The 24,208-nt window shown below is 65.8% G+C and carries 18 protein-coding genes; 9 read left to right on the top strand and 9 right to left on the bottom strand.

What is annotated here, in order from left to right; translation table 11 throughout:
* Together NOG11_RS14530 and NOG11_RS14535 are read right to left on the bottom strand one after the other, a co-directional pair.
* On the bottom strand, positions 1-582 hold a 582-nt coding region (locus NOG11_RS14530; protein ID WP_256620534.1), incomplete at its 3' end, for a hypothetical protein.
* Positions 583-708: 126 nt separating this feature from the next.
* Positions 709-1,440 (bottom strand): histidine phosphatase family protein, encoded by a 732-nt coding sequence (locus NOG11_RS14535; RefSeq protein WP_256620535.1) that lies wholly within the window; start codon positions 1,438-1,440, stop codon positions 709-711.
* A gap of 175 nt (positions 1,441-1,615) precedes the next feature.
* On the opposite strand from NOG11_RS14535, the gene NOG11_RS15240 reads away from it, so the two are divergent.
* A complete protein-coding gene (locus tag NOG11_RS15240; RefSeq protein WP_256620536.1) occupies positions 1,616-3,274 on the top strand; it encodes a D-alanyl-D-alanine carboxypeptidase family protein in 1,659 nt (552 codons plus the stop codon).
* Positions 3,274-4,533, top strand: a complete 1,260-nt coding sequence (locus tag NOG11_RS14545; protein WP_256620537.1) for a hypothetical protein — start codon at positions 3,274-3,276, stop codon at positions 4,531-4,533. Before NOG11_RS15240 ends, NOG11_RS14545 begins: the two co-directional genes overlap by 1 nt.
* Before the next feature lie 234 nt (positions 4,534-4,767).
* Here the strand turns inward: NOG11_RS14545 and mfd are convergent, their stop codons facing one another.
* On the bottom strand, positions 4,768-8,256 hold the full coding sequence (gene mfd, locus NOG11_RS14550) for a transcription-repair coupling factor (protein WP_256620538.1): 3,489 nt from the start codon (positions 8,254-8,256) through the stop codon (positions 4,768-4,770).
* Positions 8,257-8,495: 239 nt separating this feature from the next.
* Here mfd and NOG11_RS14555 point away from each other — a divergent pair, with 239 nt between their 5' ends.
* A complete protein-coding gene (locus NOG11_RS14555; RefSeq protein WP_256620539.1) occupies positions 8,496-9,164 on the top strand; it encodes a hypothetical protein in 669 nt (222 codons plus the stop codon).
* Between the two features lie 78 nt (positions 9,165-9,242).
* Here NOG11_RS14555 and NOG11_RS14560 read toward each other — a convergent pair whose 3' ends face one another.
* Positions 9,243-11,846 carry a penicillin-binding protein 1A gene (locus NOG11_RS14560; protein WP_256620540.1) on the bottom strand — a complete coding sequence of 868 codons (2,604 nt, stop codon included), beginning with the start codon at positions 11,844-11,846 and terminating at the stop codon, positions 9,243-9,245.
* 182 nt (positions 11,847-12,028) lie between these two features.
* Here NOG11_RS14560 and NOG11_RS14565 point away from each other — a divergent pair, with 182 nt between their 5' ends.
* Both NOG11_RS14565 and NOG11_RS14570 read left to right on the top strand, forming a co-directional pair.
* Positions 12,029-13,516 (top strand): phosphomannomutase/phosphoglucomutase, encoded by a 1,488-nt coding sequence (locus NOG11_RS14565; RefSeq protein ID WP_256620541.1) that lies wholly within the window; start codon positions 12,029-12,031, stop codon positions 13,514-13,516.
* A gap of 399 nt (positions 13,517-13,915) precedes the next feature.
* Positions 13,916-14,491 carry a VPLPA-CTERM sorting domain-containing protein gene (locus NOG11_RS14570; RefSeq protein ID WP_256620542.1) on the top strand — a complete coding sequence of 192 codons (576 nt, stop codon included), beginning with the start codon at positions 13,916-13,918 and terminating at the stop codon, positions 14,489-14,491.
* A 42-nt stretch (positions 14,492-14,533) separates the two neighbouring features.
* Here NOG11_RS14570 and NOG11_RS14575 read toward each other — a convergent pair whose 3' ends face one another.
* Positions 14,534-15,664, bottom strand: a complete 1,131-nt coding sequence (locus NOG11_RS14575) for a M14 family metallopeptidase (protein WP_256620543.1) — start codon at positions 15,662-15,664, stop codon at positions 14,534-14,536.
* Positions 15,665-15,727: 63 nt separating this feature from the next.
* On the opposite strand from NOG11_RS14575, the gene aat reads away from it, so the two are divergent.
* Complete coding sequence (gene aat / locus NOG11_RS14580) at positions 15,728-16,375, top strand: leucyl/phenylalanyl-tRNA--protein transferase (protein WP_256620544.1); 648 nt, start codon at positions 15,728-15,730, stop codon at positions 16,373-16,375.
* Here aat and NOG11_RS14585 read toward each other — a convergent pair.
* From NOG11_RS14585 to NOG11_RS14595, 3 genes are all read right to left on the bottom strand, one after another.
* Positions 16,327-16,953, bottom strand: coding sequence for a DUF2155 domain-containing protein (locus NOG11_RS14585; RefSeq protein WP_256620545.1), 627 nt, complete (start codon positions 16,951-16,953; stop codon positions 16,327-16,329). The two genes, aat and NOG11_RS14585, sit on opposite strands and share 49 nt — an antisense overlap.
* Positions 16,954-17,259: 306 nt before the next feature.
* The gene (locus NOG11_RS14590; protein WP_256620546.1) at positions 17,260-17,673 is read right to left on the bottom strand and encodes an NADH:ubiquinone oxidoreductase subunit NDUFA12; all 414 of its coding nucleotides are present in this window, start codon (positions 17,671-17,673) and stop codon (positions 17,260-17,262) included.
* A 229-nt stretch (positions 17,674-17,902) separates the two neighbouring features.
* A complete protein-coding gene (locus NOG11_RS14595) occupies positions 17,903-18,664 on the bottom strand; it encodes a flavodoxin family protein (protein ID WP_256620548.1) in 762 nt (253 codons plus the stop codon).
* Positions 18,665-18,755: 91 nt separating this feature from the next.
* On the opposite strand from NOG11_RS14595, the gene NOG11_RS14600 reads away from it, so the two are divergent.
* Positions 18,756-19,883, top strand: coding sequence for a M48 family metalloprotease (locus NOG11_RS14600; protein WP_256620550.1), 1,128 nt, complete (start codon positions 18,756-18,758; stop codon positions 19,881-19,883).
* Positions 19,884-20,023: 140 nt separating this feature from the next.
* On the opposite strand, the gene NOG11_RS14605 is transcribed toward NOG11_RS14600, so the two are convergent.
* Positions 20,024-20,344: an I78 family peptidase inhibitor gene (locus NOG11_RS14605; protein WP_256620551.1), complete on the bottom strand. Its 321-nt coding sequence runs from the start codon at positions 20,342-20,344 to the stop codon at positions 20,024-20,026.
* A gap of 60 nt (positions 20,345-20,404) precedes the next feature.
* On the opposite strand from NOG11_RS14605, the gene NOG11_RS14610 reads away from it, so the two are divergent.
* Both NOG11_RS14610 and NOG11_RS14615 read left to right on the top strand, forming a co-directional pair.
* Positions 20,405-21,187, top strand: coding sequence for an SDR family oxidoreductase (locus NOG11_RS14610; RefSeq protein ID WP_256620552.1), 783 nt, complete (start codon positions 20,405-20,407; stop codon positions 21,185-21,187).
* A 220-nt stretch (positions 21,188-21,407) separates the two neighbouring features.
* Positions 21,408-24,152, top strand: coding sequence for a TonB-dependent receptor (locus NOG11_RS14615; protein WP_256620553.1), 2,745 nt, complete (start codon positions 21,408-21,410; stop codon positions 24,150-24,152).
* Positions 24,153-24,208: the final 56 nt, after the last annotated feature.

Consider the following 24,208-nt stretch of genomic DNA (forward strand, 5'->3'; position numbering starts at 1 on the left):
GAAGGCGAAGGCTCCTGGCAGCGGGACGGGCGACAGGTCCTCGGTGACGAAGGCGATGTTGTCGATGGTGAAGCTGGTGTCGAAGCCGTCATCCTCGTCGAAGAGGTCGATGAAGAGAGCAACGGTCCGGCCTTCGAGCGAGGTGACGTCCAAGGTGAACGTCCCGGTGTCGCCCGCCTCGAAGAAATCGAACACGTCCAGCAGAGGGTCTTCCGCATCGAGCAGGCTGACGCCAAGCGCGTCCGGCCGAAACGCGAGGAGCCCTTCTTCGGCAGGGTCGGACACGGCTGCGGCTTGGAGGATATCGAAGCGCAGCGCGGTAGCGTCGTCGGGGACGATGATGCCGGGTTCGAAGGTGAACAGCCCATCATCCCCTTGCGAGACCGACGCCACGAGCACATCGAAGCCCAAGCCCGGATCGGTCGCGAGCGTCGCGGCTCCGTCCGGGAAGACCACCGTACCGCCCTCCTCGAACACGAAGAAACCCGTGCCGCCTGCACTGAAGTCGCCATTGACGATCGCAGCCTGGCTAGAACCGAATGCCGTCAGTCCGGCGGCGGCAAGGATAGCTAGAGTCTTCATGGAGAGATGCCCGGAAAAGGTGTGAGACGGCCGTGATGACTACGCCGCCATTTTTACAAGGAACCATCTGGGGTCAAGTCGGCTCGTACAGCTCTAACAGCTTCTTCTCTTCCGTCACTGCCTGTTTCACTTGGGTAACGGCCTCGCGCCGCCGAAGTCGATGCCGAACATGTGTTCCAGCGAGGTGCGCGGCAGGTCCTTCTTGAGAGGGTCGTGGACGGTGAGGTTCACCGCCTTAAGGATCACCCTCGCCGCCTCCACGCCGTCACCTGCCGGCACCACGTCGAAGTCCAGAACGTTGATGCCGCAGAGGTCCTGCTCGAAATGGGGGAGCGCCGCGAGCCCGCCGCCGGTGAGGTGGCCGAGGAGGATGCGGTTCACCCCCTCATGGGCCACCAGCACGGCGCGCTTCCAGGCGTGCTCGCGCAGAATGCTGCGGTAGCCGCGGACGATGCGCTCCTCGGCCTCGGCGAAGAGCTCCCCGCCGGGCAGGAAGCTCGCCCCCTCCTCCTCCGCGCCGTCGAAACTGAAGGCGAGGCGCGCGGCGAGTTCTTCCGCCGTGTCCACCTTGACCTGCCCGCCGCGGATCTCGGCGAGGTCCGGTACGGCCACGGGCTCCGGCCCTTCCCCGTTCAGGATGATCCCCAGGGTCTCTTTCGTCCGCGGGAGGCCCGAGTGAAACGCTGCATCGAACTGAACGTCGCCGAGCGCCTCGGCGGCAAGCCCTGCCTGGCGCCGACCCTCCTCGGTCAGGGGCACTTGGGTGAAGTCCGTGAGCCCAGGCGCGAAGTAGTCCACATGGCCGTGGCGAAGCAGATAGAGGCGGCGGCGGCCGGTGAGCAGCGAGGGGTCAGGCATGGCATCCGCCTAGCAGCGTTCTGCTCCGCCACAAGCGCCGCGGGGCCGCATCGGTCATTGCCCACACGTTGCGATCGCTTTACGTTGCTACCATTCGCGCGTGCAGCAGGGCCTCTTTTGAGGCAGACTGGGCATGTTCGGGTTTTGGGTAGTCGGGTTGGGGAGGCAGGTGCCGGTGAAGGGTCGCAGCGTTCTATTGTGCTCGTTCGGCGGTCTCGCCGCGGCCTACGCAGCCCTTTACCAGGGAACGACCCGCTTCGACGCCGACGCTGCCTGGAGCCGCTTCGAAGCCTTGGAGAGCGCAGGCTACGAGGCTCGCGCCGTCGGCCATGGCGACCGGGCGCTGAACCTCCTGGCCAAGCAGCGGCCCGAGGCTTCCCATTTCGCCGATGCTCTTCGGGTCGCCAACGCCCACTACCGCGGCGGCGAAGCCCGATCCGCCGTCAGCGGCTACACGGCCGCCCTCTCCTCCACCGAAGCGTCGCGCCTCTCCGAGAACCAACGGGTCGAGCTGCGCCGCCGCATCGCCGAGCTGGACCTTGCGGCTGGAGAGGCCGCTCAGCCTGCGCTGATCGCGGCCGGGTTCCTCGACGCTGCCGGTGATGCCGTGGCCAGGCACACTGACGACCATGAGGAGGCGGGGGAGGAGAACCCCTTCATCGCGCTCGTGGACGCCATGCGGCCGGGCTTCACCGACGCCCTTCCCGCCGACGGCCGTGGGCTGGAGCTCGATGCCGCCGGTCAGGACAGCCTGGAGATCGCCGCCGCCATGACCAAGGTGGGCGGCTACTACGCACTCCAAGCCGACGGAGCCTATGCGGCTGCGGGGCTGCTTTCCGCCGCCCATCAGATCCACCTGCGCGAGCTCGGACCCAACGAGGAGAGCACGGTGCAGACCGCCCTACTCCTGGCCCCGGTCTACGAACGGATCGACCGCCTGGGCGACGCGGAGAGCCTCTACGAGCAGGTCTTCCAGGCCCAGGAGCGGGCCAAGGGTTCGAACAACCCCGAGCTAAGCCTCTATATCCGGCTTCTCGCGGGTATCTACGAGAAGCAGGGCCGCCTGACCGAGGCCGAGGCGCTGAACCGGCACATGCGGCAGATCTTCCGCGACGCTTTTGGGGCCAGGCGCTACGCCGCCAACCGCTCCCGCGACCGGCTCTTCGCCATCAACAGGCCGGTCTCGCTCAGCTTCCCGCTGGAAGCGGAGTACATTCCCCCGGACCTCGTGCGCGCCTCAGCCTATGAGGTGCCGATGTCCAAGCCGAGCCATGTGGAAGAGATGCAGATGCGCCTCGCCGAGGTGGACGGCAGCACCATGCCCAAGAGCCTCGCGGGCCTTCTGGAGGCGTGCAGCACGCCCGACGAGCGCCTCTCCCTGCGCTCGGCCTATCGCAGCCACCGCACCCAGCAGCTTCTCCACCGCATCAATGGCGACAAGGGCACCGTGGCACATCCGGGCACGTCCGAGCACCAGCTCGGCCTCGCCGCCGACATCGACGTGAACCGCCGCTTCATGAGGGCCACGGACAAGGCCTATGCCTGCTTCGAGCGCACGGCGTGGCAGCACGGCTTCATCCTAAGTTTTCCCCAGGGCAACACCTACCTGCCCGGGGCGGACAGCTTCGAGCCCTGGCACTGGCGCTTCGTCGGCGAGCGCACGGCGCTTCTCTACCGCGAGATCGGGCCGTGGGGACGACCGCAGGAGTTTCTGGCAGCGCTTCCTTGTTATGAAGAACGGGCGCTGTCGGGCTTGTTCGTGGACCGCGAACGGGGCGATGTCTGTTTCGAGAGCCTGGCCATGGGCTCGGGCAAGGAAGGAACGGACAGCTAGTGATCAGGCCGCGGCAACGAGCGACCATCTCCGTCAGGCTGATCGGCTCCCAGACCGATCACCGTTGGCGCGCTCCGCTTTTGGCGGAGGGCTTCGCCGTCCCTGCGGGCGGCCCGGCGGAGTGTGCCCTCGCTGATCTGCGCGGCGCGGAGAACCTCGACACGGCACTCGCTGAGGCGAGGCGCATCGCTCTGCCGCTGCCCCTCTGCGTGGTCCTTAGCCTCGACGAGCCGCTGCCGCGAGAGGGGCACCGGGATGTGGTGCTGGTGCGCCTCGACCGCGACCGGACCGAGCCCCTCGCCGCCGCCATCCGTAGCAGCGTCGCCGCCATGCACGAGGCCCACGCGCTCTCTGTCAGAAGCCGAGCCCTCGCTGCTTGCGGCCTGCCCCTTGGCTCGATCCACTGGCCCGACCTCGACGCCCCCGCCGTCATGCTGGCCGAGCCCGACCGTGATCTTCTGCCCATCCTCAAAGGTCTCCCTTGCGAGAAGCTGGTCACGCCGCTCAGCTCCAGCCACACGCTCCGCCTGCTGGAGAACCAGAACGCCGGTGCCCTGATCATTCACCTCGGGCGCGGCAACGAGCACCGGCTTCCCGTGCTAAAACTGATCCGTCGGCAGAGCGACCTTGCCGAGCTGCCCGTAGCCGTGGTGTGTGAGGAGTGGACGGAGGAGCTGACGGCAAGCTGGCTGCAGCACGGCGCCGATCTTCTCGGCAGGCCGTCCGAACTTCCCCGTCTGCTCGAGACGCTGCAGGCCGGCACCTCCCGCTACACGGTCCGTCAGGCTGTCACCCAGAGCCTCACCAACTCGGTCGTGACCGATGAGGGGCACCCCTCGCCGATCGCCGGGCAACGGCTCTTCGACCAGGTGGTCGCCGAGCACCGGGCGCTGGGCGACCGCATGGCCTTCGGCGTCATCGAGCTGCACCCCGAAGGCGGCGGCAGCGAGCACGACGTTTCCGAGGCCGGTGTCTACATGGCCATGGCCCTGACCGGCGCGAACCTCATCTGCAGGCCCAGGCCAAGCGTGTTCGTCGTCGCCATGCCCTATGCGGACAAATACTACGCAGGCCGCACCATCCGTACACTGAAGACCTTGATCGAGGACCTCAAGTTCGGCCAGGAGCCGGACTCGGTGCTGATCAGTGCGAAGAGCGCCGCCATCGACGGCACGGGCCTCACGCCCAAGGAGGCGATCAGTGAGCTGCGCACCACCCTCCTGCAGCAGGTCGTGGATGAGACACTGGCGCTGGCGTAGGGCGGAACGCGAAGCTTTCCGCCCCCCTCTCCTAGTACAGAATACTAAGTTCTCCGACCCTACGCTCTGCCGTCATCCCGGAAAGCCGTGAGGCTTATCCGGGACCCATGGACTGAGGTAGCATCTAGGTAGAACACTCAGTCCATGGGTCCGGGCTCTCCGCTACGCTGCGGCCGGGATGACGGCGGCAAACACTGGATCGCGAATCTTCGCTCCTCGCTCTGACGCCGTGACCTAAGCCGCCGCCCTCGCCTCCTCGGCGATGTCCACCAGCACGCCGAGCACCCGTCGGCAGCCCTTGAGGCGGGCCTTCTCATCCGGCCAGTTCTGCTTGAAGACCAGCTTCTGATCCGGGCGGAGCTTCATGTCGTAGGGTGTTTCGGAGAGATAGCGCACGAGGCCCGCCGGATTGGGGAACTGCTCGCGGAAGGTGACCACTGCGCCCTTGGGTCCCGCGTCGATCTTGGCGACCTCGGCCCTTCGGCAGAGGGCCTTGATGCCGACAATGTCAAGAAGGTGCTCGACCTCCCGGGGCATGGGGCCGAAGCGGTCGATGAGCTCCGCGGCGAAGGCCTCGATCTCCTGGGCGTCCTTGGCATCGGAGAGCCTTCTGTAGAGGGACATCCGCACGTCGAGGTCGAGGACGTAAGTCTCGGGGATGAGGACCGCCGTGCCGATATTGATCGAAGGCGACCAGGTCTCCGAGGCCGCCTCGCCGTCCTTCATCTCGGCCACGGCCTCCTCCAGCATGTGCTGGTACATCTCCACACCGACTTCCTTCACGGTACCGGACTGCTCCTCACCCAGAAGATTGCCCGCCCCGCGAATATCGAGGTCGTGGCTCGCCAGGGTGAAACCCGCGCCGAGGGTGTCGAGGGACTGGAGCACCTTGAGACGCTTCTGCGCACCGTCGGTCATCTTCTTGCGGCCTGAGGTAGTCAGATAGGCGTAGGCGCGCTGCTTCGAGCGGCCCACCCGGCCCCTGATCTGGTAGAGCTGGGCGAGGCCGAACATGTCCGCACGGTGAACGATCAGCGTGTTCGCCGTGGGCACGTCGATGCCGCTCTCCACGATGGTGGTGGCGAGGAGCACATCGAACTTGCCCTCGTAGAAGGCGGTCATGATGTCCTCGAGCTCGCCCGCCGCCATCTGCCCGTGCGCGGTGCGGAACTTGACCTCCGGCACCTGCGCGGCCAGCCACTCCTGCACGCCTTCGAGGTCCGAAACGCGGGGGCAGACATAGAAGCTCTGGCCGCCCCGGTAGTGCTCACGAAGGAGGGTCTCTCGCGCCACCACGCTATCGAAGGGGCCGATCGTGGTGCGCACGGCCAGCCTGTCGACGGGGGGCGTCGCGATGATCGAGAGGTCACGGATGCCGGACATGGAGAGCTGCAACGTCCTCGGAATGGGCGTCGCCGTCAGAGTCAGCACATGGGTGTCGCCGCGATACTCTTTCAGGCGCTCCTTATGCTTCACACCGAAATGCTGCTCCTCGTCGATGATAAGAAGGCCGAGGTCGCGGAAGCCCACCTGCTTGGACAGCAGCGCGTGGGTTCCGATCACGACGTCGACGGAGCCGTCCTTCAGCCCTGCCCGTGTCTTGGTGGCCTCCTTTGCAGGCACGAAGCGCGAGAGCTGGCGCACGTTCAGCGGGAAGCCGGCGAAGCGCTCCTGGAAACCCTTCGCGTGCTGACGAGCGAGGAGCGTCGTCGGGCAGATCAGTGCCACCTGGCGCCCGTTCATCGCCGCGACGAAGGCCGCGCGCATGGCGACCTCGGTCTTGCCGAAGCCCACATCGCCGCAGACCAGCCGGTCCATGGGACGGCCGGAGGCGAGGTCCGACAGAACGTCGTCGATGGCGTTCAGCTGGTCGTCGGTCTCGGCATAGGGGAAGCGGGCGCAGAACTCGTCATAGACGCCTTCGGGCGGCGTCAGCACCTCGGCCTTCTTGGCGGCGCGCTTGGCGGCGACGGCGATGAGCTGCTCCGCCATCATCTTGATCCGCTCGCGCATCTTCGCCTTGCGGATCGACCAGGCTGCTCCCCCTAGCTTGTCGAGGGGGTGGTTGGGATCGTCCGAGCCGAAGCGCGAGAGAAGCTCGATGTTCTCCACCGGCAGGTACATCTTGCCGCCGTGATATTCGAGCTCCAGGCAGTCATGGGGGGCGCCGCCTACTTCTAGGGTCTGTAGGCCCTGATAACGGCCCACCCCCTGGTTCACGTGGACGATCAGATCGCCCACGGACAGGCTTGAGGCTTCGGTCAGGAAGTTCTCGGCCCGCTTGGTCTTCGACTTGCGGACGAGGCGGTCGCCGAGAATGTCCTGCTCAGCGATGATAAGGTGGGCATCGGTCTCGAAGCCGCCCTCGATGCCGAGCACCACCACGGGGACGAGGCCGTCAGCCTGCGTATCCTGCCAGCTCTTCAGCATGGCGAGGCCGGAGACATCGTGGTCACCCAATACGGTCTTGAGCCGGTCAGCGGAGCCTTCGGTCCAGCCCGCGACCAGCACCTGCTTCTCCTTCCGCTTGGCCTCGATATGGTCCGCTACGGCGTCGAAGACGTTCTGCCCCCCTGCCCGCTCGGCGGCGAAGCTGCGCGCTTTCTTGGCGCCGAAGTCGAAGGCCCGCTTGCCGGGCTCGGGCGAGAAGGGGGAGAGCTGACGGAGCGCCACGTTCTGCAGCGCCTCCTTCCACTCGTCCTTGCCGAGATAGAGCGCGTCCGGTTTCAGTGGCCGGTAGGGCGCGGTGTCCATGCGCGTCTTCTCGGAGGAGCGCATGTCCTCCGCACGCGCATCGTAGTAGTCGCTGATCTGGCTCAGGCGCTCCTCGACCGCTTCCTCGCCGAGATGGTCGAAGAAGGTGAGGCCGTCGCCCGTATACTCGAACAAGGTGCCGAGGCGCTCGTAGTAGAGCGGCAGCCAGTGCTCCATGCCTGCCTGGCGGCGGCCTTCGCTGACCGCCTCATAGACGGGATCGTCCCCCGGCGTGCCGAAGCGCTCGAGATAGCCACGGCGGAAGCGGCTGATGGTCTCCTCGTTCAGAAGCACTTCGGATGCCGCCGTCAGGCCGATCTCCCTCCTCTGATGGGTGGTCATCTGGCTGACGGGGTCGAAGGCGCGGATGGTCTCCAGCGTGTCGCCGAAGAAGTCGAGGCGCAGGGGTTCGTCCGTGCCCGGCGGGAAGAGGTCGAGAAGCCCGCCCCGCACCGCGAACTCGCCGGGCTCGCGCACCGTGGAGCTGCGGGCGTAGCCGTTGGCGAGGAGGTAGGCGACGACGTCGTCCATCTCGAGGGTCGCGCCCGGCTTCGCCTTGAAGCTCGCCTCACGGATGAGCTCCGGCGGCAGGGTGCGTTGGGTCGCGGCGTTGACGCTGGTGACGACGATGAGCGGTGTGCCCTCTTTCCGGGTGGCGAGCGTCGCCAGCGCCGCCAGCCGCTCCGCCACCACATCAGGCCCCGGCGACATGCGGTCATAGGGAAGGCAGTCCCAGGCAGGATACCGGATCACGGGAACGCCTGGCGCGAAGAACCTGAGCGCCGAGATCATAGCCTGGCTGCGCGGCGCGTCGCGGGTGATGACGGTGGTCACCTCGCCCGCCTCCTGCGCCGCCTCGGCCACCGCCAGCGCATCCGCCCCCTCCGGCGCCCCGTAGACGGGGATGTGCCCCTTGGGACGATAGGCTTCCTTCTTACCGATGACGGGGTTTGCAGAGGTCAGGGCCATAGCTTCGTCCAACACGCGAAAAACGCGGGGCTCTCGGAGGAGCGTCCGCGCGGGGAAGTTCGGGGGCTAGGGGGCGGGGACGCAGAAAGCAACGATGCATGGGCAACGGACGGATCTGCAGAACCATGAAGAAAGTCTGACGGAAAAACCGAGAGTTTTACGCCTTGCTTTATGAGGGTGGTTTTGTGTGGGCGGAACGGTTCTGCCTGGGGGCACCCTTGATGAGAGGGAAAAACACCATGCGTAGATGGAGAACCTTTGCCGCTGTCGCTGCTGCGGGCGCGATGAGCACGGCTACGGCCTCTGCCGCCAATGTCGTCGTCAACGGCACGTTCGACGACACGAGCGGCTGGACAGGATCGTTCACGCCGCAGGCGGGCAGTGGCGGCACCGGAGGCTTTCCCAATATCGACACGGGAACCTACTATTACGGCGGTAGCGTGAGCTCTAACGCGATCAGCCAGACTTACCAGCTCACGGCCGCCGATCTCGCGGCCCTGGCGACCACCGGCCTCGACTGGACCCTGTCCGCCGATCTCTTCGGTTTTTCCATCCAGGACGACTTCTCGCAGGTCACCGTCGAGTTCCGCGACGCCCTAGGTGACGGCTTGGGAACCGTGTTCCTGAACTCCCAGACGGACCGCCCGGACGAGTGGCCGGACTTCCTGACCGCAGGCGACGCGCCTAGCTTCCAGGAGATCATGGGCGTCCTGCCTGCGATGACGACACAGATCCTCTTCGTGGTTTCGTCCGGTCGGGTCTCGGGAACGTCGAATGACGGTTATCTCGACAACCTCGTCTTCGACATCACCCCTAGCGCGGTGAGTTCGGAGGTGCCGATCCCCGCTGCGGCCCTACTGTTCGCACCCCTGGCAGGTCTGGCGATGAAGCGTCGCCGCTCGGCCTGACCTCGATCCGGCAGGCCGTGTTCCCCTGGCCTGCCGGTCACCTCGTTCCGGAACGAGGTGTTTGAGGGCAACTACGCCCTAGTAGATCACCCCAAGCTCGCTATCGATCTCCTCGTCGCCGGAGCTGGCGTTCTGGTTGCCGGAGACGTTGTAGCGGTTGCCGCGGCCGTAGATGTCGTCCTCGGCCTTGAAGGCCTCCAAGATGGTGTTCGGCTCGCCCGAGGAGGCCGGGCGGCCGGTGCGGGCGTTGACGCGGACGAGGCGGATGCCGGATGGGGCACGGAACGGCACCACATCCTCGGTTACCAGCGCGTCCTTCATGAAGCGGCCGAAGATCGGCGCCGCGACATTGCCGCCGCCCTCGCCATTGCCGAGGGTCTGGGGCATGTCGAAGCCGACGAAGACACCCACAGCGAGGTCCGGCGAGAATCCGACGAACCAGGCGTCGCGGTAGTCGTTCGTCGTGCCCGTTTTGCCTGCTAGGGGTGGCAAGGGCTCGTCGTCGTAGAGGGCGCGGATCTTGGTACCGGTACCGCGCTCGATCACGCCCTCCATGATGGAGACCATCTGGAACGCGGTCCTGGGGTCGAGCACCTGCTCGCGGCTGTCGGTGAGGGGCGGCTCGGTCTGCTCGTCCCAGGCCTCGACATTGCAGCCGAAGCAGACCCGGTCGTCCACCGCGTAGATGGTCTCGCCGGAGCGGTCCTGGACGCGGTCGATGATAGTCGGCTGGATCTGCTTACCGCCGTTCACGAACTGGGCGTAGGCGGCGGTGAGGCGGGTCAGCGTCGTCTCGCCGGCACCCAGCGAGATCGACAGGTTGCGCGGCAGCCGGTCGGAGACGCCTAGCCGCTCGGCATAGTCGATGATGGTGCCGATGCCGAGGTCCTGGGCCAGGCGGGCGGTCATGGTGTTCCGCGACTTCTCGATGCCCAGGCGCAGGGTCGAGTCCCCATAGAAGCGGTCGGCCACGTAGTTGCCGGGCTTGTACCAGGTGCCGTCGAGGCCCGGCGCCACGAAGGGCGCGTCGAGCACGATGGAGCTCGGCGTGTAGCCCTTGTCCAGGGCGGCGGCATAGATGAACGGCTTGAAGGTCGAGCCGGGCTGACGCCAGGCCTGGGTCGAGCGGTTGAACTCCGAAAGGCCGAAGCTGAAGCCGCCGACCATCGCCTTGATGCGGCCCGTATGGGGGTCCATCGCGAGGAGGCCGCCATTGACCGCCGGGATCTGGCGCAAGGCGTAGGAGGTCTCGCCCTCCGCAGGCTCCGCCATGATGACGTCGCCGGGGGTCAGCACCTGAGTCACCGAGGTGATCTCATCGCCGATATTGTTGTGGTCGATATAGGGTCTCGCCCAGGCGAGGTTCGGCAGGGTGATCGAGCCGCGCTCACCGTCGAGGAAGCCGATCTCGGCCACCGCGTCGGTGGTCTCCAGCACTACGGCAATGCGCCAGGGGCGGAGGTCCTCGGCCACCTTGCGCTGGGCCAGAAGCTCATCCTGTGCCGCGTCGAGGGCTAGTGCCCAGAAGTAGCGCGGCTCCTCCCCTTCCCTCTCCACGGTGGTCTGCGCATCGAGGTCGTCGGGCAGCGAGACCGAGGCCAGCGGGCCTCTATAGCCATGGCGCATGTCGTACTCGGCCACCCCCTCGCGGAAGGCTTTCTGCGCCTTCTCCTGAAGGTCGGGGTCGATGGTGGTCCTGACCGACAAGCCGCCATCGTAGAGGGCATCGGTGCCGTAGCGCTTGGCCACCTCGCGGCGGACCTCCTCGGAGAAGTACTCCATGGCCGCCGAGCGCGCGCCAAGCGGCGGCGAGATTTCCGCGCCGAGGGGCATGGCCTGATACGACGCCAGCTCCCCGTCGGTTAGGTAGCCGTTGGCGTTCATCTGACCGAGGATCCAGTCGCGGCGCACCGTGGCGCGGCTCTCATTGTAGACGGGATGGTAGTTCGCAGGTGCTTTGGCGAGGGTGGCGAGATAGGCCGCCTCGTGCGCCTCGACCTCGGAGAGAGGCTTGCCGAAATAGTTCAGCGCCGCCGCCGCCACGCCGTAGCTGCGGTTACCCAGATAAATCTCGTTGAGATAGAGCTCGAGGATGTGGTCCTTGGTGAAGGCCTTCTCCATCCGCCGGGCGATCAGGATCTCCTTCACCTTGCGGTCGATCTTCTGGTCCGAGGTGAGGAGGAAGTTCTTCGCCACCTGCTGGGTAATGGTCGAGGCGCCCTGAAGCGGCGCGCCCTCGCGCATGGCCTTGAAGCTGTTCCAGGCGGCGCGGGGGAAACCCGCCCAGTAGACGCCGTTATGCTCGTAGAAGGTCTTGTCCTCCGCCGAGATGAAGGCCTCCTTCACCGTGTCGGGGATCGATTCGGCGGGCACGAAGAGGCGCCGCTCCCGCGCGAACTCGGCTACCAGCGTCCCGTCGCCCGCATGGATGCGGGTCGTCACCTTGGGCTGGTAGCTCTCCAGCGCGGTGTAGTCCGGCAGGGACGGCTCCAGGCTCTTCACATAGAGAAAGCCGCCAATGACCGCCGCCACTGCGCCAACGAGGCCCAGCACGAAGACCCCCATGAAGAGGCGGGCGAACAGCCGGAAAGCCCCGCCCTTCTTCTCCTTCTTGGGTTCCTCGTAGCGGTGCGCTGTAAAAGCCATGCCCTGCTCGTCCTGGTCGTCGTAACGCCTGTTCATCGCTTCTCGAGTTCTCGTAAAACTGCCCTGCTGGGCATGGGTTACCACAGCTCTCTCATTCCCGCGAGCGTCCGAACCCTTTCACAGGTCGAAGTTTCGCAGCCGTAAGGCTTGAAGCCTATGGGTTCACGATTAGTGTCCGGCCCAAACGCCCGCTGGCGCTGATCAGAAACGGACCGACCATGCTCCCTACGCCCCAAGCCGACATCAAGCAGAACACCCTCGAATACGAGACTCGGCCCAAGGTGAAGCCCACCGGCTTTCGCGAGTACGACGCGCGCTGGGTCTTCGGCGAGGAGATCAACACGCTGGGCATTCAGGCCCTCGGCGCGGGGCTCGGCACGCTGATCCGCGAGCTCGGCAAGGAGCCGCGCATCGTCGTCGGGCACGACTTCCGCAGCTACTCCGCCCAGATCAAGCAGGCCTTGACCGTGGGTCTGATGAGCGCCGGAATGGAGGTGCACGATATCGGCCTCGCCCTCTCGCCGGTGGCCTATTTCGCGCAGTTCGAGCTGGGCGTCCCCTGCGTCGCCATGGTCACGGCGAGCCACAACGAGAACGGTTGGACCGGCGTGAAGATGGGCGTCGAGGCCCCCCTCACCTTCGGACCTGACGAGATGGGCCGCCTCAAGGAGATCGTCCTCTCCGGCGAGATGAAGTCCCATGAGGGCGGCAGCTACATTTACCACACGGACCTCCGCGAGCGGTATATTGCCGACCTCACCAAGGACGTGAAGATCGACCGCAAGCTCAAGGTGATCGCCGCCTGCGGCAATGGCACGGCCGGTGCCTACGCGCCCGAAGCGCTGGAGCGTCTGGGCGTCGAGGTCATCCCCATGGATGCCGAGCTCGACCACACTTTCCCCAAATACAACCCCAACCCCGAGGACCTCGAGATGCTGCACGCCATGCAGGCGGCGGTGAGGGAGCACGGCGCGGACCTCGCGCTCGGCTTTGACGGCGACGGCGACCGCTGCGGCGTGGTGGACAATGAGGGCGAGGAGATCTTCGCCGACAAGATCGGGGTGATGCTAGCGAGGGACCTCTCGGCCCAGATCGACAATGCCGTCTTCGTGGTGGACGTGAAATCCACCGGCCTCTTCAAGACCGACCCCGTCCTGCAGGAGAATGGCGCCACTACCCACTACTGGAAGACCGGCCACTCCTACATCAAGCGCAAGACCACCGATCTCGGCGCCGTGGCGGGCTTCGAGAAGTCAGGCCACTTCTTCTTCCGCGAGCCCTACGGCCGCGGCTACGACGACGGCCTGGTCGCCGCCATCGCCATCCTCAAAATGCTGGAGCGCAACCCCGATAAATCCATGGCGGACCTCCGCCGGGACCTGCCCACCACCTACCAGTCGCCAACCATGTCCCCCCACTGCGACGACGACAAGAAATACGCCGTCATCGACCGCATCGTGGAGAAGCTGTCCAAACGCACCGAGATGATCGGCCAGAAAGTCGCCGACGTGAACACCGTCAACGGCGTCCGTATCACCGTAGAAGACGGCACCTGGGGCCTCATCCGCGCCTCCTCCAACAAGCCCGAGCTCGTCGTCGTGGTCGAAAGCCCCGCCTCCGAGGAAGCCCGCAACAAGATGTTCGGTGAACTGAAAGAGGTGCTCGACGGCGAGCCGGAGGTGGGCGCGTTCAACCAGACGCTGTAGCAATAGAGCAGTTGCTGCTGCGGCCCGTAGGGCGGATTGCGAAGCCATCCGCCGTTTCGGTATGCCGAGGCGCAATAAGGCGGAAAGCTTCGCGTTCCGCCCCACTGAAGTCCGGCTGTCTTTCAGCCGCAGGGCGGACAGCCATGGGCTGGTCGCGCTTTGGGCTTCGTCACCTCAAAATGCCGCAGAGGGCTGCCTACAAGACCGCCCTGTGAAGTCATGCGGACTAGCTCACATGCTTGAGAGAGCGTCGGCGCAACATTGTTGAGAAGCCAAAGCACAGCAATATCGAAGCCTTAGGCTCAACCGAGGCCGACTCTTAGCGCTGCAGCACGAAATACTTGCCCTCACGTAAAAGTTACTGGTAGGTTAACTCACCAATTGAACTTGGGGGAAGATATGAAAGCACTACTCTCTGTCGCTGCAGCGGCGGCTACCCTGGCCGTGGGTGCGGCTCACGCCGCCACCATCGGCTACACCGAAGGCGCCCGGCCGCTGGTCGCAGGAACGACGCATATCGGGGGCGACGCCGCACAGGCTCCTCCCGGCTTCGATCTGACCGATGATTTTGGCGACGACTCCCTCGACCCCGGCGACCGGGTGGAGCTCTTCGGGCGCATCATCAGCGCACTGGACAACTACAGCTTCACCGCTGGCTCAGCCTTCAATTTCGAGCTGATCGGCAACGGCATCGACAATGAGGCTGGCCAGACGCCGAACAACCTCATCTTCACCTTCACCAACCAGACGACCATGGAAGAGTTCACCTTCAACGTGGACACCAACTCGTCTCTGGGAACGATCGGCATGCTGACGGCTGGTGCCTATCTTCTCGAGATCAACATGGATCCCGACAACGGCACGGCGCGCTATGACATCGCGCTCCAAGCTGTCCCAGTGCCCGCCGCGCTTCCGCTGTTCGCCGCGGGCCTTGCCGGCTTCACGGCCATGCGCCGCAGGCGGCAGAAAGCCTAGTTCAGGATAGTCCCGAGCGCGGTCGGCTGAGTGCTGGCCGCGCTACCTGAGCCGTCCGGCGATGCGGCTCATGCTCTCGATGACGTTGCGGGACAGCTCCTTGCAGCGTCTCGGCGACCAGCCCTCGGACGGCACCGCGTTGGTGCGTGCGTCCTTGAACGGCATCTCCAGCGTCATGGCGAGGCAGTCGAAGCGCTCCGCCACGGCGTTGCAGGCGATGGCCATGTTGGCCTTGCCCGCCGGGTCGATGGGGTAGCCTTCCTTGTCCTGAAAGTCCGGGGTCGCCTGGATGAGCTGATTCTTGAAGGTCGAGAGAAGCTCGGCCAGCCTGGGCGACCAGGAAGGTATGCCCTCCGACCCGGCGATGAAGTTGTTAGCGATGATCTCGTCGCCATGGGCGTCGAGGAAGAGGTCGCAGCCGGTCTCGTCCATCTTGCCGAGTACCAGCGCCACTTCGGGGCTCGCCTCCATCGAGGGCTCGGCCCAGGCGCGGTTGAGGTCGGTGCCCGCCGCGTTGGTGCGCAGGTGCCCGCGCGCCACGCCGTCGGGGTTCATCATCGGCACGACATAGACGCTGGCCTCGCGAAGGAGGCTCTGGGCCATGTTGTTGTCGGGATCGAGCAGCGCCTCGCAGAAGCCTTCGGCGAACCAGGAGCCCATGCTCTCGCCGGGATGCTGGCGGGCGATGACCCAGATGGTCTTCTTGGCATCCGACGCATCACCGAAGCGCACCGCCTCGATGGGCCTGCCGTCCAGGGACTTGCCGAGGGGCACCCACTCGGTCTCCGGCGCAGTGCCGATCTTCGCGGTGAAGCGCATGGCATCATAGGCGGTGTAGGGCGCGAAATACGCGTAGGCGCAGACAGGACCCTTCGCCTCATGCTCGATGATCAGCTTGCCGTCCTGGTAGCGGCTCGGCACCCGGAACCAGTTCTCCAGATCGTAGGAGGCACAAGCGTTGTAGTCCTCCCATCCCCGCTGGTAGGAGGCCGCACCAGCGTTCTCGATGGTCATCACCCGGCTGCCTTCCGGCGCTTCGACCCGGAAGTAGAACCACTGAAAGTAATCGGCTTTTGTATCGCTCTCGATCTCCAGCCGAATATCTGATGGATCGGACGCATCCACGACGCGGATGTTGCCGCACTCGAAGCTGGAGGTGATGAGGATCGACATGGCATGGCTCCCGGTCTGCCCGGCACCCAAGGATAGCCCCCGGCCCTTCATGCAGGCAACGCCGTGAAACTGTCATGGGAGTTGTTGCTGGAGGCTTACCGTCTTGGCTACTTTCCGATGGGGGAGAGCCGGAACCGGCCTGATATCGTCTGGATTAAGCCCGATATGCGGGGGGTCTTCCCGCTCGACGGGTTCCACGTGCCCCGGTCGCTGGCCAAGACGGTGCGGCAGGAGCCCTTCCGAATCACCCTCGACCAGCGCTTCGCCGAGGTCATGCGCGCCTGCTCCGGCGGCGGACCGGAACGGCCCGATACCTGGATCAATGACGAGATCATCGCAGCCTATACCGATCTGCACGAGCGCGGCTTCGCCCACTCGGTCGAGGCCTGGGACGGGGAGGAACTGGTCGGCGGCCTTTACGGCGTCTCCATCGGCTCGGCATTCTTCGGGGAGAGTATGTTCAGCCGCAGGACCGATGCCAGCAAGGTTGCGCTCTGCCATCTCGTCGGGCGCATGAAGATGGCTGGCTACCGCCTCCTCGACACTCAGTTCCAGAACGCTCACCTCAAGCGGTTCGGCTGCGTGGAGGTCACCGCCTCACGCTACGCCCTGATGTTGAGCGAGGCGCTCAACCACCATGCCAGCCTCGAGGCCTTCGGCGGTCAGATCGCCGGGTCTTCCATCCTGCAGTCGATCACCCAGACATCGTAGGTCGGGTGCTGCATCCCGTTGAGGGAGGGAGAGCTCGCGAACATCCAGCCTCGGAAGATCGAGGCGCCGAAGATCTCCTCATCGATGCTCGGGCCGAGGGGAGCGGGGGGAAGCTCCTCCCCCTCCACGCGGACCGGTTCGAGCTCCTCGGCGGCTTCCGCGTCGCGGGCTCTTTGACCGGCGACATCGGCCTCACCGGCAAAAACCTCGAGGAACACGGTGGTCTCGGGAAACTCCTCCGGCGGCCTAGTCGAGCAGGTGCGCGGCAGAAGGGTCAGCGTGCCGAAGGTCTGAGGCTGGCCGATCGGCACTTCGAGGTCGCGGAACTGAGCCGTGATCTTGTCGAGGGCGCGCAGGGTGACGGAGACCGGCACACGGTCGTCGTCCCCGGCCGAGCCGTAGATCTCGGACAGGAACCCGCTGCCGGAGGGGGAGCGGGACAGCCGGTCGAGCTCGGTCTCCTGCCCCTCGACGGGCGCGGGCGGCTCCACCGTCCAGCCGAGAAGGTTCTCAGGCTCGTCGTCTTGGATCGCCTGCGCCAGCGCGGCGAGGCTGATGAAGGTGGCGGCGGTGAGCATGGTCCCTACCCGATTAGCTTTCTGGCCCTGAGGGTTGTCCTAGCACATCCGTGAGCGCGGTTGGGTAAAATTCGTTCAGGGTTGGCAGTGGGAGCAGTGCCCCCCTCAGCCTGCCGGCAGGTCCCCCACTCGTGGTGGAGCGATCAAGAGAGCGGCGCTGGTTCTGCTTCCCTCCCCCACTTCGTAGCCGGTTCGCCGTAGGCGAAAGAAAAGGTCCGGGGGATCTTTTTCTAGGCGAAGAAGGCCACGGCAGTGGCGGGGGGGGGTGCCCGAAGGGCGGAGGGGGCGACGGCGCCAGAAATAAACTCAACCCTCGGGCGACCAGGCCTCGTAGTCCTTCTTCTCCGGCGCAGGCTCACCCGCCACCGAGATCGAGCCGTGGGGCCGATAGGCGAGCGGCGTGCCGGAGAGGTTCGGCAGGTGCGGCTTCTCGAACTTCTTCACCGGAACGGGGGAGACGGTGGGCGGCTCGTCCCAGGTGTGGTGCAGCCAGCCGTGCCATTCGGGGGGGATGCGCGAGCCCTCGGCCACGCCGTGATAGACCACCCAGCGGCGGCGGCCTCCCTCGGGGAAGGTGCCCTTGGCGCCGCCTTCTTCATAGTAGCGGTTGCCCTGGTGGTCCTCTCCCACGAGCCGCGCCTTCTTCTGCCACAGCGTCAGCCCTGTCCCGATGGTCGACTGGTGCCACCAGGTGAAGATGCGCTTGAGAAGGTTGATCATGACGGGCTCCGGGAAGTGTCGAGCGCCCCTTTGGCCCCGCTTCGGGTTTCTGTCCAGTGAAGGGGTGCCCTGTTGCTCCCCTCTCCCGCCTGCGGGAGAGGGGCCGGGGGTGAGGGTGTTCTGAGCACCGCGCTGCATAGTCTACACAGCAGTACGGCTGCGCCGATCCCTTCACCCGAAATCAAATAGATTTCGACCTCTCCCGCGAAGCGGGAGAGGTAAGCCAAGATCAAGCCCGATAATCCGGGTTCGCATAACCGAAGCGGCAGCCCGCCTTCCATGCCCGTCGGTCGTTGCCGTGGCTCGAGTAGCCGCCCGCCTCCTTCAGCATCTTGGCCAAGTGAAGCAGGTTCCAGCTCATGATCGTGGTGTTGCGCTGAGTGAAGTCGTTCTCGAAGCCGACCCGGCCGCCGCCCTCTTCCTCATCGCCATAAGAAGGTCCCGGCCCCGCTTCGCCGATCCAGCCGCAATCGGCCTGGGGCGGGATGGTGTAGCCTAAGTGGGAGAGCGCGTAGCCGATGGTCATCGCCGCGTGCTTAATGCCGTCCTCATTGCCGGTGATGACGCAGCCGCCGACCTTGCCGTAGAAGATCGACTGGCCCTTCTCATTCAGCTCGCCCGACATGCCGTAGAGCCGCTCGATCAGGACCCTGCAGACCGAGCTCTCCTCGCCCAGCCAGAGCGGTGTGCCGACCACCAGGATGTCGGCAGCCTCGATCTTCTCCCAAAGCTTCGGCCAGTCGTCGCGGTCGAAACCGTGCTCGCGCATATCCGGGTAGATGCCCGGCGGGACGTGGTGTTCGAGAAGGTGCAGGTGCTCGGTCTTTGCGCCTGCCTTCTGCATGATGGCGGAGGAGACCTCGAGCAGCAGCCGCGTATGGCTGTCCTCGGCTTTCGGTTTGAGGGAGGTGTTCACGAACACCGCCGAGAGGGCGCTGAAGTCGTCTTTGTTCTCGTCGCACAGGCGCTCTTGTTCGGGGTGAAGCTGCATGTTCGTCTCCTCCTTGAGCGGTGCGCGCCCGCTTGTGATGGTTCGCCAGCAAGCTAGGGTAGGTTGCAGACTCACGGGGAAGAAACTGCAGATGAGACGCCTGACGCTCGCTTTTTGCCTCCTGGCTGGGGCCTGCGCCTCGGTTCACTCCGAGCTGCCTTCGGTGGAGCGGGCCGCCCTGGACGATGAGCGGTTGACCGTTCAGCGCGCCGCGGTGGAGGAGGCCTTGGCCCGCGACGAGCGCGTGCGGCGCCTCGCCTGGCCGCTTCTGACCGCGAATACCGAGCTCTGCGAGAAGACGGCGCCCCGCATCGGGGTGCGCCTCGGCGACGTCGATGTGGTGGCGAGCGCCGCGAGGGGCCTCCGCAAGAGCCAGGTCGAGGCGCTGGGCTTCTCGGACGAGCCCTTCATCCTCTCCGTCGCGCCCGGCAGCCCTGCCGCCGAGGCTGGCCTCACTCCTCTCACGAAGGTGCTCCGTATCGGGAACGCCGAGGAGGATATCGCCACCGCCGCCGATTTCGGTGCTCAGTACGCCGATGCTCTGAAGCGCTACGAGGACGACGAGGAAGACGGCATCCTCTTCACCGTCGAGCAGGACGGCGCGGAGCGTCAACTCGCCGTGGTCCCCGCCCTGGCCTGCGACATTGAGGTGGTCAGCTCCGGCGCCAACGAGATCAACGCAAGGGCGACTTTCAAAACCATCACCATCTATGCCGGGCTCGTCCGGGCGCTGGAGGAGAACGACGACGCGCTGGCCTTCGTCATCGGGCACGAGATCGCCCATGTGGCCGGGCGCCACCCGCATAAGGGGCTCCGCAACGCCGCCGTCACCGGCGCGCTGGCCTGGGCGCCGCCCCTTATCGTCGCCTCCACGGCTGCGGACTTCGTCGCCTATCCGCTAGCCAGAAGGTTCGGCGCCAAGGCGCCGCCCTTCTCGACCCTCGCCACCAAGGGCATCGCCCGCACGGTGGGCTCCACGGATTTCGAGCGGGAGGCGGACTATCTCGGCCTCTACATGCTGGCCAGGGCTGGGCGGCCCACGGACCGGGTGCCGGAGGTCTTCCAGCTCTTCGCCAATGTCAGCCCACGGAGCTCCTGGCTGCAGGTGACCCACCCTGTGGTGCCCGAGCGGACCCTGCGCCTGAGGCTGGCTGCTGAGGAGATCGCCGCGAAGCGGGCTGCGGGGCAGGAGCTGGTGCCGGAGGGTTGGGAAGAGTAGACTGTCATCCCGGAAAGACGAAGGCTTATCCGGGACCCATGGTCCGATCGGTAATGATTGTTCCGACGGGACGTTCCTTGGATCCCGGCTCTCCTTTCAGTCGGCCGGGATGACGATGGCTTTATGACCTTCTCAAGAGACTACCCGCAATAGACCCGCGTGATCGTCCCCTCCTCGTCCACCTGGATGTTCATCCGCTCGGGGTCGTACTCCATCGTGTAGGCCTGCCCAGGCTCGATGATCCGCGGCTTAAGGTCCGAGGGGTAGGTGACCGCCGCGAGCGGTGAGCCGACAAAGCCCTGATAGCCTTCCGCGCCGCAATCACCTGTCACCGGCGGCCCGATAAGGTTGCCGGGCTCCTCCTCGGCCAGCTCTGCGGGGGGCTCCTCCTCCTCAGGGGCGGGGGTGCAGGCGCAGCTCGCCAGGAGAAGGATGCTCAGCGGCAGAAGGGTCTTGTCCATGCCCCCACCCTGCCCCCACAAGCGCCGCGAGACAATGACAACGAAACTCCAGGAGGCCCCATGACCAACCCAGCCGAACTCTTCGCCGTCAAGGGACGCACCGCCGTCATCACCGGGGGCAGCCGGGGCATCGGCCTCGACATGGCCACCGCGTTCGCAGCCAACGGGGCAAGGGTGATCGTCTCCTCCCGCAAGGAACAGGCGGTGGACGCCGCCGTCGAGGAGCTCTCCAAGCACGGCGAGGCCTACGGTTTGGCCGCCGATCTCGGCACGGTGGAGGGAGCCAAGGCCCTGACCGAGTTCGTGTCCTCCAAAACGGACAAGGTGGACATCCTCGTCAACAATGCGGGCGCGACCTGGGGCGCGACACTGGAGGACTTCCCCGAGGACGGCTGGGACAAGATCATGAACGTGAACCTCAAGGGGCCGTTCTTCCTCGTCCAGCAGATGCTGCCGCTCCTGAAAGCCGCCGCGACGAAGGAGCAGCCCGCCAAGATCATCAACATTGCCTCCGTCGAGGGGATGCGGGCGGGCCGGATGGAGACCTACTCCTACGGCGCTTCGAAATCAGCGCTCATCCACCTGACCGAGCACCTTGCGCTGCAGCTCGCGGGGCGGAACATCACGGTCAACGCCATCGCCCCCGGCCCCTTCGCCACCAAGATGATGGCCGGCACCATCGCCATGGCCGGTGAGGACAACATCGCAGGCATGGTGCCGCTCAAGCGCCTGGGGCAGTCCGAGGACCTCTACGCCACCGCCCTCTATCTCGGCTCGAACGCCTCGAACTACGTGACAGGGCAGACCCTGGCCCTAGGCGGCGGTCTGGGGACGATTGCGTAAGCTGCCGCCTCCCCCTCAGCCTGCCGGCAGCTCCCCCACCAGTGGGGGAGCGAGATAAAGAGCCAACGCTGGTTCTGTTTCCCTCCCCTACGAAGTGGGGGAGGTGCCCGGAGGGCGGAGGGGGCGAAAGCGCGACAATTCGCGACAAGCTTTCGCTCGCCTAACCTGCCGGTTCGTTTAGGTTCCACCAAAAGGCCTGAAGGCCGCTCGGGGACATGAAATGGACAAGCTACTCGGCGCGACGGCCCTCGGGCTGATCCTGGTGATGAGCCATGCGGCAGCGCAGCCGCTTCAGGTCTCCCAGGACGCGAACGAAGACGATCTCGCCGAGCCGCGTCAGCAGACCGATGGGGACGTCATCATCGTCCAGGGCCAGCGCCGCCGCGGCGTGACCCTCGGCACGGTGGAGCCCGAGCTCACCCTCGGCGAGGACGAGATCGAGGCCTACGGCGCCTCCTCCTTAGCCGAGCTTCTGGAGGCCCTGGCCCCCGAGACCTCCTCCAACCGCGGAAGGCGCGGCGGCGGAGGGCGGCCGCTCGTGCTTCTCAACGGGCGCCGCATCTCAGGCTTTCGCGAGATCGGGCGCTACCCGCCTGAGGCGCTCGCGAGGGTCGAGGTGCTGCCGGAAGAGGCCGCTCTCTCCTACGGCTTCAGCGCCGACCAGCGCATCATCAACTTCATCCTCAAGCCCAACGTCACCGTGAAGGCGGCCGAGGGCGAGGCGGAGTTGCCCGAGAGCGGCGGCACGGCAGAGACCGAAGGCAGCTTCCAGCGTCTTACCGTCGATGGCGACAAGCGCTTCTCCATCGACTTCCGCTACGAAGGCCGCTCGCCCCTTCTGGAGGAGGAGCGTGACATCGTCCCCGACGAGCCGCTTCTGCCCTTCGCCTCCCCTGGTAATCTGGGTGCGGATGTTTTCGGTGCGCCGGTCGGGTCGCTGATCGGAGCGGACCCGGAGGTGACCGTCGCAGCGCTGAGCGGCAACGGCTTCGGTGACTTCGTACCCGGCGAACGCACGCTGCAGAACGACCAGGCGTTCAGAACCCTGATCCCGGAAAGCGAGACCTTCTCCCTAGGCCTCTCCCGCTCGCAGCAGTTCTTCGCCGACAGCGTGATGACGGTCTCCGCCGAGGGCGAGCATTTCGAGAGCGACGGGCTCAGTGGGCGCGGCACGGCTGCCCTGAACCTCCCCGCCTCGAGCCCGTTCGTTCCCTTTGCCGATGGCGTCACGCTCTTCACCCAAGCGCCGTCCGACCGAGCGCTTCTGCGGGAGACGGACCGCGACCGGATCACCGGAGGGCTGACTGTGGTGAGCGGTCTGGGCCGGACCAACTGGACCTTCGCCGCGAATGTCGAGAACCAGGTCACCGAGGTCAAAAGCGAGCTCGGACCCGATACCTCGGCGCTGCAGGCCGCCATCGACGGCGGCGCTGACCCCTTCGCTGTCATCGGCGGCGACGTGGCGATCCAAACGCTCGAGACACGAAACGAGAACCTCACCGCCAGCGCCGAGTTCATTCTCAACGCCAAGACCTTCGAGCTTCCGGCGGGGGACGTGACTGTATCTGCCCAGGCGGGAGCCTTCACCCGTCATCTCGATACCAGCTCTGAACGGGCCGGTGCGGTCACCGAGACCGAGCTCAGCCGCGACACCTTCAGTGCCCAGACCAGTATCGACGTTCCGGTCTTCGACGCGGAGGACTGGCGCGGCCAGCTCTCGGTCAACGGCAATATCAACCTGCGTGATCTTTCGGATTTCGGCACGCTCGTGGACTGGGGCGGCGGCTTCAACTGGAGGCCTACGGACAAGCTCCGCTTCCTCGCCTCCTTCACAGCCGAAGAAGGTGCGCCGGGGATCGAGGAGCTCGGCGCGCCGGTCCTCGTCACCCCCAATGCCCGCGTCTTCGACTTCGTCACGGGACAGACAGTACTGGTCGACGTCGTTACCGGCGGCAATGCCGACCTCACCGACGATTCGCGCCGGGTTTCGAAGATCGGGCTGCAGATCAAACCGTTTGAAGAGCGTCAGTTCACGGTGAACTTCGACTACACCCAGTCCCTTCTGAAGAACGAGGCGCAGAGCTTTCCCGCGCTGACGGCGGAGATCGAGGCGGCGTTCCCCGAGCGGTTCACCCGCGACGCGGACGGCAACCTCCTCAGCATCGATCGCAGACCGATCAATATCGAAGAGGTCAGCCGCAAGCAGCTTCAGACACGGTTCTCCTGGTCCAAACGCCTAGGCGGCGGGCGCCGCGGCGGGGGCAGACCTTCGGGCCGCCCCCCTTCCCCGGCCGCCGAGCGTGCAGCGCCGCCTCAGACCGAAAGACCTGCCGCGCAAGGAGCACCGATTGCGGCAACGCCTCAGACCACCTCACAAGGCCCCACCCCGCAGCGGCCAACGGGTCAGGGTTCAAACGATTCCGGTCAGCGCGGCAGGCCCGGAGGCGGAAGACCACGAGGCCGTGTCCTAGGCGGGGGCAGGCCCGGCGGCATGGGGGTGACCATCACCCACAACCTCACCATTGAGGACGAGGTGTTGATCGCCGACGGCCTGCCCAAGCTCGACCTTCTGAACGGCTCGGCCCTCGGCCAGAACGGGGGTACGCCCCAGCACGAGGTCGCTATCTCCTTCAGGCGGTGGAACAAGGGGCTCGGCATGTTCGTCCAGGGACGATGGCAGAGCGGCACCGAGGTCAGCGGCGCCCTCACCGGCGGCGACGATCTCGACTTCGCCTCGATCACCGATACGGATGTGCGCCTCTCCTACGACCTCGGCTACAACCAGAGCCTGATGGCCGCCTTCCCCTTCCTCGACAACACGCGCATCGCGGTGGGCATCGACAACCTCTTCGACAGCCGCCCAACGGCCGAGACACCTGACGGCCAGGTCCCCTTGCGCTTCCAGGAGGACCTCACGGATCCCCTCGGGCGGACCTTCGAGATCGAGCTGAGGAAGCGGTTCTAGGAACTTGGGGGTCTTACCTCTCCCGTTCACGGGAGAGGTCGAAATCTACTGATTTC

The sequence above is a fragment of the Parvularcula maris genome (assembly GCF_024505085.1).
In the GTDB taxonomy this organism is placed as follows: domain Bacteria; phylum Pseudomonadota; class Alphaproteobacteria; order Caulobacterales; family Parvularculaceae; genus Parvularcula; species Parvularcula maris.

Coding starts and splice junctions, on each gene's coding strand:
- NOG11_RS14535 (WP_256620535.1), bottom strand. CDS start 1,440: ATGCCTGACCCCTCGCTGCTCACCGGCCGCCGCCGCCTCTATCTGCTT.
- mfd (WP_256620538.1), bottom strand. CDS start 8,256: ATGGCCCTGACCTCTGCAAACCCCGTCATCGGTAAGAAGGAAGCCTAT.
- NOG11_RS14555 (WP_256620539.1), top strand. CDS start 8,496: ATGCGTAGATGGAGAACCTTTGCCGCTGTCGCTGCTGCGGGCGCGATG.
- NOG11_RS14560 (WP_256620540.1), bottom strand. CDS start 11,846: ATGAACAGGCGTTACGACGACCAGGACGAGCAGGGCATGGCTTTTACA.
- NOG11_RS14565 (WP_256620541.1), top strand. CDS start 12,029: ATGCTCCCTACGCCCCAAGCCGACATCAAGCAGAACACCCTCGAATAC.
- NOG11_RS14570 (WP_256620542.1), top strand. CDS start 13,916: ATGAAAGCACTACTCTCTGTCGCTGCAGCGGCGGCTACCCTGGCCGTG.
- NOG11_RS14575 (WP_256620543.1), bottom strand. CDS start 15,664: ATGTCGATCCTCATCACCTCCAGCTTCGAGTGCGGCAACATCCGCGTC.
- NOG11_RS14585 (WP_256620545.1), bottom strand. CDS start 16,953: ATGCTCACCGCCGCCACCTTCATCAGCCTCGCCGCGCTGGCGCAGGCG.
- NOG11_RS14590 (WP_256620546.1), bottom strand. CDS start 17,673: ATGATCAACCTTCTCAAGCGCATCTTCACCTGGTGGCACCAGTCGACC.
- NOG11_RS14595 (WP_256620548.1), bottom strand. CDS start 18,664: ATGCAGCTTCACCCCGAACAAGAGCGCCTGTGCGACGAGAACAAAGAC.
- NOG11_RS14600 (WP_256620550.1), top strand. CDS start 18,756: ATGAGACGCCTGACGCTCGCTTTTTGCCTCCTGGCTGGGGCCTGCGCC.
- NOG11_RS14605 (WP_256620551.1), bottom strand. CDS start 20,344: ATGGACAAGACCCTTCTGCCGCTGAGCATCCTTCTCCTGGCGAGCTGC.
- NOG11_RS14610 (WP_256620552.1), top strand. CDS start 20,405: ATGACCAACCCAGCCGAACTCTTCGCCGTCAAGGGACGCACCGCCGTC.
- NOG11_RS14615 (WP_256620553.1), top strand. CDS start 21,408: ATGGACAAGCTACTCGGCGCGACGGCCCTCGGGCTGATCCTGGTGATG.